The sequence below is a fragment of the Clostridium chauvoei genome, assembly GCF_002327185.1.
GTDB classification, from domain to species: Bacteria; Bacillota; Clostridia; order Clostridiales; family Clostridiaceae; genus Clostridium; species Clostridium chauvoei.
On record NZ_CP018624.1, the window covers coordinates 2015761 to 2029849 of the forward strand.

A 14089-nucleotide genomic window follows, 5' to 3' on the forward strand; every position below is an offset into this window, starting at 1 on the left:
GATAGGGTAATTAAATATTACTCTATCTCTCTTTACTATTTATGTATAATTTTTTCAAATTCTGATATAGCCATAGGTTTTGCATAATAATATCCTTGAGCTATATCGCATCCAGCTTCCCTTAAACTCTTTAACTGTTCTTCCGTTTCTACACCTTCTGCAACAGTAAATAAATCCAAATCCTTTGCCATATGTATTATGTTTTTTATAGTCATATTTACCTTTTTATCCTCTGAAGCCTTTTCTAGAAAAGCTTTATCTAACTTAATTATATCTGCTGGCAAATCATTTAATAAATTAAGTGAAGAATAACCACTTCCAAAATCATCAATAGATATTTTAAATCCGATGTCCTTTAATTTATTAAGTGTATTTACTAATATCTTTTTATCTTCAAATACTATACTTTCAGTAAGTTCAAGTTCTATATTTTTTGCATCTACATTATATTTTTCAATAATTTCTTTTAATGTATCTACAATCTTTGTATTACCTAAATCTACTCGCGAGATATTAACTGATATAGAAACTATTGGTTCTGTTAACTTAAGTTTATTCCATTTACTAATCAAAATACAGATTTCTTCAAATACATATTTATCTAACTTTTGTATAAATCCATTCTTCTCAAAGATAGGAATAAAATCCTTAGGACTTAAAGCTTCTCCATTTGGTTTTATCCATCTTATCAATGCTTCAGCCCCTATTATTTTTTCATCTTTTATTCTATATTTGGGTTGAAGATACACTTTAAATTCTTTATTCTTCAGTGCCGATTCCATATTGTTTTCAATTTGCTTTTCTCTTAACATAACCGCTCTTAATTCCTCTGTGTAAAAAGCATAATCTACATTAAGCTTATCCTTTATAGATCTTTTAGCCATATTAGCTCTGTCTTCTAAAACAGATATATTATATTTTTTATTATATACCTTATGTATTCCAAAAGAGATTTTAATGACATATGAATTATTAAATTTATTTATATATCTTTTTATTTCTTTAACTCTATCAATGAGATTTTCATCATCGCAATAACTAAGTAGTATAACAAAATTATCTGCGGAAACTCTACAAAAACTTTCATTCTTATGTATAAAATCATTTAAAAAATTTGCTATGTATTTTAAAATTTCATTTCCTCTATCATATCCGAATATATCATTTATCATTTTAAACTTATCTATATCAAAAGCTATAATAGCATAATTTATATTATGATTTTCATTTAAAATTTGTCTGCTTTCTATCTGAAATTTTTTCCAATTAGAAAAACCTGTTATTTCATCTTGAAAAGCTAATCTCTTTAATTCCTTTTTTCCTTTTTCCTTAATTATTAAAATATGTAAGACAAGTATTCCAAAAAGTATAATAGTTAATACAGATAAAAATAATGTATTAGATATAGTATTTTTTATTTTAAAATATGCTATATATGTAGGAACAATTTCTATTATATACCAATCATTTATCCCTAGCGTTTCATAATTCATAAACTTTTTAACACCATTTATTTCATATTTAATTTGACCTGATTGTTCATTACGAAAGTCTTGTTTTATATTATTTATTGTTATTTTATTATCTATTTTACTATCTTTCAAACTACTAAAAATATTATTAAATTCTTTTACACTACTTGGAACATTAGATTTATAAATAAAATCCCCCTTTTTATTTATAATATAAGAATAGCCCTCTCCTTGAAAACTTAATGAGTTTAACTTTGATTCATTAAGTTTTGTTAATTTAGTTGCATAAAGTACTGCCTCTATTTCATCATCTTTATTATAAATAGGAGTTGAGTAAACATTAATTAATTCTCCATCTATTTCATCTACTATAGTATCTGAAATACTTGTTTTTCCTTCATAAGCTTTTCTTAAAAGAGTTTCATTTTGAAAACTAAACTTTACCTTTCCAACATTAGCATAAATGTTATTATTTGAAATTATAGACATTCCTTTAAAGGAATTCTCCTCCATTTCTTTTTGTAAAATATATTCAAGATCTTCTAATTGCAAATCTCCTTTATTTCCTATAAAATTAGCAATTGATTTTATTGTATGAAAATCTCCCTCTATTTGAGTCTTTATAATTTCGGCATTTTGTTTAGTAACTTCTGAAAGATATGTATAAGCATCTTTTTCTACATCTTTCCTCACTGTATCTCCATACCAATATATATATCCTGAATAAATAAGTGTTATGCTAATTATAATTACAACGGATTGTTTTCTTAACTTTACAATGTTAGCATTCATAAAACACATCTCCTAATAATGCTATTTTTTGTTCATCCATTTAGAATTGTACAATAACTACTATATTAAATCTACTGATTACCCTCTATTATTATAATTATTCTAACTAAATTTAATTAATAAATTCTATATTAATAAAAAGTACAGGATACATAATGTACCCTGTACCATATTAATAGGTGAATAAGACTTTTTCTAATTTAGTCTTTAAAATTGTCTTGGGCAATAGCAATTGTTAATCTTCCTATCTCTTGATAAAACTTCTGCTAATTGTCCACTTTTTACTGTGATATACGTTCTCGTCCTACAAACTCCATATCCATTTGGTGCCTTAGTCTCTACTACCCAATACTTTCCTGCTGGTAATTTAATTTTTGCAATACCTTTATTATTTGTTGTAATTGTTCCTACAACTTCGCCATTCATATTTTCAATTTCAAAAGTTGCTCCTGCTAAATTCTTTCCTATATCACAAAAATCTACTTTTGTTATTTTAAGAGTACCTGTATTACTTTGTTCGGCTATTTTTTTATTTTTAACATTGGCTTTTATAACTTCACCATTTGTTGTTATTTTAAATGCTACTTGAGTTGTGTCTAATTTATATCCTTTTGGTGCACAAACTTCTTGATAAGTGTAGTTTCCATAAGGTAATTGGAATCTTAATTTACCTTCCTTATTTGTACATCCACAAGCTACTACCTCACATTTAGCATCTCTTATAATAAATTTAGCACAAGGTAATACTTCTCCCGTCCTAGCATCTGTTTTTTTAATTACTATTTTACCTTTTATAGGAATGTTATTAACAATTTCATTTACATCTGTTACTGCTAATTCATTTAGCGTTATTTGCCTGGGATTAACGTATGGTATATATCCTTCTGGAGCCTTAACTTCTTTTATAGTATAAGTTCCTGCTGGCAATTCTGCACTTGCAGTACCATCTGCCCCTGTTGTAACAGTATCTACTACTTGTCCTTGAGCGTTGATAATATCAAACTCTGCTCCTGCTAGTAACTTACTATTATTACTAGCATCTACCTTAGTAATAACAACCTTACATAATTGTTCAACATCACTAAATGTTAATATTGATGGTGATGTTTGATTAAATCCTATTGTAAAGTTTTGAGGTGTAGTATTAAGAACATATCCTATTGGAGCCTTAGTTTCAGTTGCTGTATAGCTTCCTGGTAATAAACTAATAGTTCCTTCACCATTTGAACCTGTAGTAATAGTTCCAGCTGAGCTACCACTTGAATTTGTAATATTAAATACAGCTCCTGCTAATGCAGCTCCTGTTGTAGCATCTACTTTTCTAATTACTAATTCTCCTGGAGCCTCATTATTAGTTATTGCTTGACTGACTACTTGGCCATTAACATTTATTGTAAATGGTATTGGAGTGGCATTTAATACATATCCTGCTGGAACACTTGTTTCAACTAAAGTATAATTACCATATGGTAGATTTGGTAATGAAGCTTGTCCTTGAGCATTTGTAGTTACTGTTCCTACACTAACTCCTGATGAATTTTCTATATTAAAGATTACTCCTGCTATTGGTTTACCTGTTTGTTTATCAGTCTTAGTAATACTAAGTGTTCCTGTTATAATTGCATTTGCTATATTTTGTGTTACAGTTGCTCCATTTGTTGTAATTGAAAATGGTACTGGAGTACTATTTAATACATATCCTGTTGGAACTGCTGTTTCAACTAAAGTATAGTTACCGTATGGTAAATTTGGTACTGTTATTTGTCCTTGAGCATTTGTAGTTTCTGTTGCTACTACTACCCCTTGAGCATTTTTAACTTGGAATGTTGCTCCAGCTAATAGTTTACCTGTTGTCTTATCAGTTTTAATAATACTAAGTGTTCCTGTTATAGCTGTATTTAATACATTTTGTGTTACTGTTGCTCCATTTGTTGTAATTGTAAATGGTATTGGAGTATCATTTAATACATATCCAGCTGGAACTGCTGTTTCAACTAAAGTATAGTTACCATATGGTAGATTTGGTAATGAAGCTTGCCCTTGAGCATTTGTTGTTACTGTTCCTACACTAGCTCCTGATGAATTTTCAATTTCAAATGTTGCTCCTGCTACTACATTACCATTTTGGTCTTTTTTAGTTATACTAAGATTACCTGTTATCATAGTATCTTCAACAGTTATTTGTACTGGTGTAGTTTGACCTGGAGTAATTGTAAATTGCTTTACCTCTGGTGAGGAAGGTGCAGGTCCTGCTGGAGGTGTTGTTGGAGGTGTTGTTGGCGCTACTACTGTAGCTTTCTTCCCTCCTTGCAAGGTCTCATTCATTGTTCCTCTTTCATTTGTATCTGTTGTCATAATCTCATTCCCCTTTAAGTCCATTATTTTAAATCTTACTCTCTTTATAAATAAGATGTGTAAATTTAATTTTTCATTTGTTGAATTATATAACTAATATTTATATTTTAGCTTTTCTTTATAATGATATATTATGAAAAAACTATATTATTTGACATCCCTAATATAGTTTTTTATAACCCTTTATATTATATATGATATTATTTATCATTTTTATACAAATCCTCTATTTTTTTTAATAGATTTAAAGCATTTAAAAAGAAAGATACAAAATAGTACCTTTCTTAGATTAATCCTTCTTTTTCTTCATTTACTTGAAATTCAATAGATTTTGAAATATCATATCCTATTGCTTTCTTTGTTTCTATTAATTTATATTCACCTTCTGGTAAAATAACCTTACCTATTCCGTCTGAATTTGTTGTTACTGTTGTAATTAATTTATTAGGAGTATTATTTATATCATATATTTTAAATTCTGCTCCTACTAATAACTTACTTGGATTATTTTTGTCTACCTTTTTTATATTAATTTCATATCCTTTATTATTTTCTATATTACCTAAATTAATAGTTTGACCTACCTCATTAGGGGTAATTGTAAATTTTATAGGCTCATCATCAATAAAATATCCATTTGGTGCGTTTACCTCTTGAAGATAATATATTCCAGGTGAATTTATAGGTGCAGTTATTATCCCTTCTGAATTACTAGTTAGCTTAGTTATCGTATTATTACTTTTATCTTTTAAATCAAAAACTGCTCCTTCTAATACAATATTTGCATTTTCACTATCTACTTTGACAGCTTTAAATGCATATCCTTTTTTAGTTTGAACAGTGTTAGTTATTGTTTTATTTATTTTAGCTTTATTATTTACAGTTGTGCCATCTGGAACATTAGTAAAATCAGTAACTATTTTAATAGAAAAGTTATCTCCATATGAAATTTCTCCATTACTATTTTCAAAAATAATAGTATTTGCTTCTTTATTTATTGAATAAGTGAAATTTGAAGGTACTTCTACTGATAGAATCTTAACATTATTATTCATATTATCTATAACATCAACAAAATTTTTATCAAAATATCCATAACTTTGAAAATTAATAGAGTAAGTTACTATTTGATTATCTGTACTAGTTAAGATTTCTGTTGAAACATATTTCTCAGCATTTATAATACCCGTATCTTTTTCTTTTGTAGTCATTACTTATCATCCTTTATTTAAAATTCCTACTAATCTTTTATAGGTATTATCATAATATGTTGCAAGTACTCCTTTTGATTTCTATATTTATTAATATAGAATAAAAAGATATGAATTCTAACTTTTTAAAATTCATATCTTTAAAATACTAATTTTTATCAGTTTCTATATCAAATATTATTGGTTTAGATAAAGTTGAATATCCTTCTGGAGCTTTTATTTCTATTAATTCATATTTACCTTCTGGTAATATAATCTTTACTTTACCTTCTTCTGCTGTAGTAATATTAGTAATAAAAACTTTAGAATTATTACTTATATTGTATATAGAAAATTCTGCTCCATTTAAAAGTTTATTATGATTATTTTTATCTATCTTTTTAATATCTACTTCATACCCTTTATAGTTTTCAATATTCCCCAAGTTTAAAGTTCGTCCTATATCACTAGCTGTAATAGTAATTTTTACAATACTTTTATTAAGAATATATCCCTTAGGTGCTTCTTCTTCTTGAAGATAATATATCCCTGGACTATTTATACTGGATTCAATTACACCATTTTCATTACTTATTATAGTTTTTATTATCTTATTATTATTATCTTCAAGATTAAATGTGGCTCCTTCTAAAGAAGCTAAACTATTACCATCTACTTTAATCGCTTGAAATGCATAACCTTTTTTAACTGATACTGTATTACTTTTATTATTATTTACTGTAACTAAATTTTTTATGGTAGTCCCACAAGGTACTTTAATAAAATCTGTAGTTATAGTAATTGAGAAATTCTCTCCATAAGCTATAGCCCCTAGGCTATTTAAAAAAGTAATACTATTGTTAATTATCTTATAAGTGAAACTTTTAGGTACACTTACAGATACTATATTAACTCTTTGATCTATTTCATCTATGATTTTTATATTATCTATATCAAAATATCCTTGACTTTGAAAATCAAGAGAATATACAACAATTTGGCTGCCATCTTTATTTAAAAATTCTGGTTTTACAGATTTTGTACAAACTAAATTCCCTGTGTTTCTATTGTAACTTGTAATAGCTTCAGTATTATACGCATTAGTATTATAATTAATAACAGCTTGATTTATATAACTTTCTTCTACTTTATTAACTTTAACAGAATAATTTAATAGATAACTTTTATTTATATTCCCAAGATTTAAAATTAGTTTATTATTATTTACAGTTAAAATATCATTAGTTGTTATAGGCGTAAAGGTCCCATTATTCTCTACTTTTAATTCTGCACTATTTGGTACATAAACTACACCCTCTGGCAAAGTATCTTCTATTGTTACTCCAGTTAAAATATTATTATCATTATTTATTTGTAATGAATACTTTATTATATCCCCAGTTTTATTTACTACATATTCATTAACTCCCTTGCTTTTAATAATATTATCTGTTAAAGCTACTTTATTCATAATCTTTTTATTATCATTACTAACTTCTACAACTGCATTTGAATTTATAAATCCTAATCCACCTTGGAAAGATGCTGTATTAATATATTCTTTTTTTTCAATAGTAATCTTACATTGATACTCTATAATATATTCTGAATCTACACTTCCTAACATTACTTGCATAAAGTTGAAAATAAAAAATATCCCACCACTATTTTGTAATTTCTTTGTTACATTTTCTCTATTTCCATTTTTAGAAACTTTATATACTTGTACTGATTTTTGAATTATTTCCATTCCTACAGGAGTTTGGTCATTTATTGAAACAGTATATAAATTTTTAAACTGACAATTTACATATATTGTATAACTAATTATTTGACCTACTGCTGGGCTATTAATTATTTTAACTGGTGTACGACCTTTATCTGGAATAAAGTTTCCAAAAGTTTTTAGATATTGAATACTTTTGCTATCTTCAAAATTTATGAAGTCTTCTAGTTCATTCTTATCCTTTGTACACATTTTATTTTCATCCTCTTTTGTTTAAACTTTTATTTATTACTATATTATGTTCTATAATTCTTTTGTTCCACTTGCCTACAATATAGATTTTTTCAAATTAAAAAGGAAAACTAACTTAGCTTTCCTTTTTATATAATATTTAATATGTATATGTGTCTTTTCCACACTTCTTCGATACATATAATTTCTCATCTGTAATTTTGATTAGACTTTCAGCATCTTCGTTTGATTCTACAATAGCATTTTCTATTCCTAAACTTATAGTTATTCTATCGCTTATTTTAGAGTAATCATGTTCTATATTTAATTCATATAGTTTATTTATTAAATTCTTAGCTTTGTTTATAACCTCTTCTTTGGGATTATTTGATATAATACAAAATTCTTCTCCACCAAATCTACAAACTACATCATTTTCAAATACTCTTTTAGTTAGCATTGCTATATTTTTTAGTGCTTCATCCCCTTTTATATGTCCATAATTATCATTATATAATTTAAAATCATCAATATCTATTATTACAAGTGTTATTAATTCTTTATTTTTCGCCTTTAAAGCTAACTTATCATAAAAAAACTTTTTATTATAAAGTCCTGTTAAAAAGTCTGTTATACTTATATTTTGAAGCTCATTATTTAACTCATTTATCTTTCTATTTTTATTATTTAAAACATAAAAAGCAATTAAAAGTATAATAGACATTAAAATAACTATTCTTGTCTTTAATTTTAATATTTCAATTTTCTTTTTCATTATTTCTTTATCTATTTCATCAACAATATATCTAGAATTTTTAAATTCTTCACTTATATTATTAACCTTTATAGAATTTTCATCGTCACTATTTAATGCAAATTCTATATATTTATCTGTTTTATTTAAGTTTCCTCCATTAGTAACTGGAATATCCTTAATAATAATAAGTAATATCATTACTCCAATAAATGATATTATCATTTTTATTAAATTACTGTTAGTTTTAATTACGCTAATTAGTTTTTTCATCAATAGAACCCCTTCATGTACCATACCTTTTCTTTATATGTTAATCTTATGTTTCTAGTTTATATTTCCTTAATATAATTATATATAATCCTACAAAAATGGATATACTTTTCTTTTAAACGACCAAATTTTTCATATAAACAACCTTTTTACTTTTTAATATTATGAATACTTTATTAATAAACTCGCAAAATTTTATTCTATCTATATACTTTTTCATTATAACTTATTAATTTAAATGTGTTTTTTGTAAATTGCATTATTATATATAAAAAGAAATAGAGTAGGAATATTATTGCCCACTCTATTTCTTATATATTATTAAATTTATGTAATTTATTTTTCGTTAAAAAAACGGAATAAGTAGCTTAATGTATGAAAATCTCTATCTACAGCTTCTGCCATATCATTAAAGCCTTTAATTAAAGCTTCTTCACTATATTTTCTTTGTAACATTATAATTTTTATTGGATTTATTTTTCCTTCTTTTGTGTCTATAACTCTTGAAGCTTTTATAAATTTATTTTCCATAGCTTTATTTATTGCTTTTTCTAACTCTTCACTTATATCTAGTTTTGGTATTTCTTCATATATAGTAACTTCATCTTTATCAAAAAATAAGCTTTTGCATGTATTTAAATTACACTCTACAAAAATTGTATTCTTAAATTCTGCATCTCTAAAGTCTACTTCACTTAAATTAACTCCTTCAAATAAAGTATCTTCAAACTTACCATGTCTAAACTTACTATTTTTTAGATTTGTTCCTATAAATTCTGCACTTTTAAATGTGCAACCATAGAAGTCACAAGATTTAAAGTGAGCACCCCTAAAGCTTACAAAGCTAAAGTTTGATCCAGCAAAACTAGAATTATAACAATTACTTCTTGTAAGGTTGCTATACATAAAGTTCTTGTTCATCTTTTCCATATTATTGTAATGAAAGTTTCCCTTAACACTATTATTTTTAGCCATATTTCCTCCAGAAAACATTATATTTAATTATAATAGTATAGATAATGAAGGATAAAGTCAAATCTTCAGAAGAAAAATAGTAGCTCCAAATTTAATTGAAGCCACTATACTTAGTATATTTTTAAATTTAATTATTTATTTTTAGATTTTTTCTTTAATAACAAGGCTGCTCCTAAGCTTGAAAATATTGCTCCTAATGTCTGAAGATTTCCTAAGCCATCCATACCTGTTTTAGGTAATTTATTTTTCTTACCATCATTTTTAGTTAATGTAGTTATATTTTTACTTTCTTCATTTTTAGTAGTTTTATTCTTAGCAGTTTCACTACTATTAGTTTCATCCTTATTTTCTGCTGAAGCTACTAACCCCTTAACAGCTAAATTTAATGCCTTTTCTGAAGTTCCTATTTCCTCTTCTGTTGCATCTTCCTTTTCAATAACAGCTTTAGCATTTAATATTTCATTTTCTAATACTGCAAAGCTTTCAGTAGTAAACTCATTTCTATCTTTCTTTTCTGCTTCATTTATTAAATCTTGTAACTTTTCCTTACTTGGCTTTAATCTTAAATCTAAAAATGCTCTTAATAATTTATCATAATTTTCAGACACTTCATTTTTCATTACATTCTTATCAGCTATTACTGCATTTACTTCCTCTAAAACTCCTTGAAGCTTATCCCAAGGTTCCTTAATATATTCATTAGAATTTAAAGTACTTATTTTATCAACTAAACCTATTAAAGCTTCCTTGTCCCCCTTTTCAAAAGATAACATATGCATTACTTTACTTAATCTTTCAAAAGAATCATCTATTTGCTTTTGAGTTGCTTTAGAATCCTTTAATACTTCTTCTGCTTCTATTAAGGCATCATTAAATTCTTTTTTAACTGCTGGTACAACCTTATCAAGAATAGTTGCATCTATTTTTTTAGCTTCTGATACTGCTATTTCTAAATGTCTTTTAAAGTTTTCTTTATCTATAACATCATCCTCTACAATATTACCTTCTTTAGCTATTATTTCATATATTTTAGGTAATGGCTTTGATGGGTCAAAAGTAAGTTTAACTTCAACTATTTCCTTAGAAACATTTAATTTATTTAATTGGTTGTCTAAAGCTCCTATATCCGTCCATTTTCCATTTGCACCTTTAACACTTACCTTTGCTCCACATATATTGTTTGCATCTTGAAGAATTGATAATTCTGAAACCTTTGTAACCCGTGACATTTTATACACAAGAGCATCTCCATTTTGAACACTTTCAGCTTCAAAGGCTGTTGACAAATCTCCATCATGTAAGTTTTTCCAATTTCCCTCTGGAGTGCCTGTAACTAATTCTACTGTATCATCACCTAATTCAGGTACTGTTTTATTAAATTGAAGCTCACATAATTGTACCCAAGAACCATTATTTTCTCCATTAGCTTGTATCTTTATATATTTTGCCATTTCTCCCTTTGCATCAACAGAAGCAACTTTTTTTCCATCTTTATCTGAGTATTCTAAAGCTCCAAGAGAAGTCCATGTAGATCCATCTTTTGAAATCATAAACTCAGAATTTCTCATATAATCTCCACCATTAAAATATGCACTTACATCATGAAGAGGAATAGTATTTCCAAGATCTAATTGAATATAGTGTCCATTTCCTGATGCCTTATCTGACCAATATTTAGTATCCATATTACCATCTAACGCATTTTCTATTACATAGTTTTGATAAGTTCCTATATTTTGTGATATAGTTGGATTCGCTTTATATACTGGATTAGTTTGAAGGCTTTCTATATTTATAGTAACTGGTGCTTTTGAATCATTTAAAATTCTAACATAGGTAGCTGAAATACTATCATTAGTTTTTAAAGTTCCATCTTCAACAGTAGCTTCTGCTTTACTCCATTCAATTCCATTTATTGAATACTCAATTGATAAATTATTATAGCTACTAGCTTTTACTTTTATCGCCCCTAACTTCATAGCCTTTGGTAAAGCTATACCTATATAATCACCCTTATTAAGAGTTACATTTTCTATACTATTGATAGTATAATTTCCACCTGAAACCTCTACTTCTTTATTTAATATATCCTCTATAGAACTTATAACCTTTGGTTCATAATTAGCTAATATTGAATTAGATATTATTGATTGTGATACTCCTATAGCTTCCTTAACTAATGGTTTCAATCTCTTTTCCCCTACTGATACAACATATTCTTTCGTAATAATATTTCCATGATCATCTTCTAATCTAGCTACCTTAAAAGTATCCATTAAAGCTAATTTTTCTGATGCTAATGAATTTTCATTAAGCCACGTTTCTATATCTCCATCCTGTGCTGCTATTAATGCATTCATAGATGCAATACCTGCTTCTGATAAAGCTTTATATGAATTTAAGAATGAATCTAATTCAGCAAGTAAATTTGCATTTTCAGTTTTAGTCTTTATAGCATCATAGTCTGAACTCATTGTTTTAAATTCAGCTAATAACTCAGCTGCTTTATCTTTTACATTTTCTTTATTTGTAATAGCAGATTTTAATCCATCTATTTTTTCTGCTAAATATCCTGATTCATCATATTCAAATGGACCACTAGCTCCCCCATCATCCTTTAAATAGCAAGTATTAGATGCAAATCTCTTAAACTCCTCACAAACTTCAGGTACAAGTTTATTTATTGATGTTTCCCAACTATTCATATAATCAAATGAATCTGTATTCCATGTATAATCAGCTATACTATATAATGCAACCTTTGATGCTTGTGCTTGATTCATTGGGTTTGAGAAGAATCCACTAACATTATCAAGATCTTTACTTAAATTATGAAGTGGTGCCATTAATATTCTACTATCACAATAATCGTTTACAGGATAGTTCCACCAAACTGCTACTTCTTTATTTACTCCTGTTTGTGCTTTTGGCCACTCAAATACATCTTTTGAAACATTAGACATTGTTGCATGTCCTGTCCACATTACTTGAATATCATCATGTAAAGTTTCCATAAATGGCTTAAAATAAACATTCATATTAGGGCCCCAAGCAGAGTTATATCTTGCTGAAATAACTATCATTGGTGCAACATCACCTTTAGCCTTAACAAATTCTGTGTCTATTTTGTTAATCCATTCAGCTTGTTTTCTACCATTATACCAATCATCAGTATCATCAAATAATACTCCAAATTGACGAACTCCTAAACTATATAACTGTTCAAATTTCATTATAAGTGCATCGTAATCCTCATCTGTAAATTTAAGAGTAGCTCCAGGATGAATTGTCCAACAGAAATTAAAATTATTATCCTTTCCTGCTTTTGCAAGTTCTGCTATTTGATTAGCTTTATCTTCTGGATATAACTCCTTCCATTGTTTTCTGTGATATGGATCATCCTTTGGAGCATAAATATAAGTATTCATTTTAAATTTACTTGTATCCTTCATAAGATTCATTCTATCTTCATGACTCCAAGGCGTTCCATAGAAGCCTTCTATAAATCCTCTAAATTCAATTTCAGGATAATCACTTATTATAACTTCTGCAAATTTATCTTCTGAAGTTGATTGTTCTAATATTTGTGCTAAGGTTAAAACTCCATAATAAACACCATCAGCATCTGATCCTATAATCGAAATATTTCCTTTTTTATTTTCATCATTACTACTTTTAAGAATATAAGCTTCTTTTTTACTTAAAACATTATTTTCTTCAAGCTTTCCTTTTATACAGTCCTCACAATGATCCTTTTCAGAAGAAATTATAATATTAGCTTTGTCATTATTTACAGCATCAGATATAGAGTACTTAATATTATTCTCATTTAAAACTTCTTCTAATTTAGGTAAAGTTGCTTCTTCTTGAGTCCCATGAACAACTACATTTACTTCACCTTCTAATGACATACCTTCTTCTGATGAATATTTTAAATCTTGAGGTACTGGGTAAATATTAGCCTTTACTATTTCCCCTTCTTTTGTTATTGTTTCTACTCTAATTAGCTTTCCACCTGCCATAGTGGTTACTATAGTTACTGCACAAGTAGTAGCTAAAGCATTTTGAAAAATCTTTTTTGATTTCTTTTTCATTTTAATCCCCCTTAAAATTTCATATATTTTTATCCCTATCAACTCAAGTTTACTACTTATTTATTTTTATGTAAATATATTCCATTTTAGTTTATGCTTATTTTTTAAATAACTTTAAAAATAAGAAAATAGAACCTTAATAAAAAAGTAGTTTCAAATTAAAATTGTTGATATTTGGTAACTTACAAGTTATCCTTATAGTAAGAATTTAATATATGGAGAAAAGA

Annotated in this window: 7 protein-coding genes; all 7 read right to left on the reverse strand. The window is 26.8% G+C overall.

From position 1 onward, the window contains the following. Nucleotides 1-35 precede the first annotated feature (35 nt). The 7 genes from BTM21_RS09485 to BTM21_RS09515 all read right to left on the reverse strand — a co-directional run bounded on the left by BTM21_RS09485 (nt 36) and on the right by BTM21_RS09515 (nt 13862). Nucleotides 36-2264, reverse strand: coding sequence for a bifunctional diguanylate cyclase/phosphodiesterase (locus BTM21_RS09485; protein ID WP_021874925.1), 2229 nt, complete (start codon nt 2262-2264; stop codon nt 36-38). Between the two features lie 207 nt (nt 2265-2471). Then, a complete protein-coding gene (locus BTM21_RS09490) occupies nt 2472-4619 on the reverse strand; it encodes a SpaA isopeptide-forming pilin-related protein (protein WP_079481135.1) in 2148 nt (715 codons plus the stop codon). A gap of 284 nt (nt 4620-4903) precedes the next feature. Further along, nucleotides 4904-5830, reverse strand: coding sequence for an MSCRAMM family protein (locus BTM21_RS09495; RefSeq protein WP_096145417.1), 927 nt, complete (start codon nt 5828-5830; stop codon nt 4904-4906). 148 nt (nt 5831-5978) lie between these two features. Then, complete coding sequence (locus tag BTM21_RS09500; RefSeq protein ID WP_021874922.1) at nt 5979-7787, reverse strand: MSCRAMM family protein; 1809 nt, start codon at nt 7785-7787, stop codon at nt 5979-5981. Nucleotides 7788-7926: 139 nt separating this feature from the next. Then, the gene (locus BTM21_RS09505; protein WP_161493082.1) at nt 7927-8793 is read right to left on the reverse strand and encodes a GGDEF domain-containing protein; all 867 of its coding nucleotides are present in this window, start codon (nt 8791-8793) and stop codon (nt 7927-7929) included. A gap of 336 nt (nt 8794-9129) precedes the next feature. Next, on the reverse strand, nt 9130-9768 hold the full coding sequence (locus BTM21_RS09510) for a pentapeptide repeat-containing protein (protein WP_079481133.1): 639 nt from the start codon (nt 9766-9768) through the stop codon (nt 9130-9132). Between the two features lie 131 nt (nt 9769-9899). Beyond that, on the reverse strand, nt 9900-13862 hold the full coding sequence (locus BTM21_RS09515) for a glycoside hydrolase family 84 protein (protein ID WP_021874919.1): 3963 nt from the start codon (nt 13860-13862) through the stop codon (nt 9900-9902). Nucleotides 13863-14089: the final 227 nt, after the last annotated feature.

Coding starts and splice junctions, on each gene's coding strand:
- BTM21_RS09490 (WP_079481135.1), bottom strand. CDS start 4,619: ATGACAACAGATACAAATGAAAGAGGAACAATGAATGAGACCTTGCAA.
- BTM21_RS09485 (WP_021874925.1), bottom strand. CDS start 2,264: ATGAATGCTAACATTGTAAAGTTAAGAAAACAATCCGTTGTAATTATA.
- BTM21_RS09495 (WP_096145417.1), bottom strand. CDS start 5,830: ATGACTACAAAAGAAAAAGATACGGGTATTATAAATGCTGAGAAATAT.
- BTM21_RS09505 (WP_161493082.1), bottom strand. CDS start 8,793: ATGAAAAAACTAATTAGCGTAATTAAAACTAACAGTAATTTAATAAAA.
- BTM21_RS09500 (WP_021874922.1), bottom strand. CDS start 7,787: ATGTGTACAAAGGATAAGAATGAACTAGAAGACTTCATAAATTTTGAA.
- BTM21_RS09515 (WP_021874919.1), bottom strand. CDS start 13,862: ATGAAAAAGAAATCAAAAAAGATTTTTCAAAATGCTTTAGCTACTACT.
- BTM21_RS09510 (WP_079481133.1), bottom strand. CDS start 9,768: ATGGCTAAAAATAATAGTGTTAAGGGAAACTTTCATTACAATAATATG.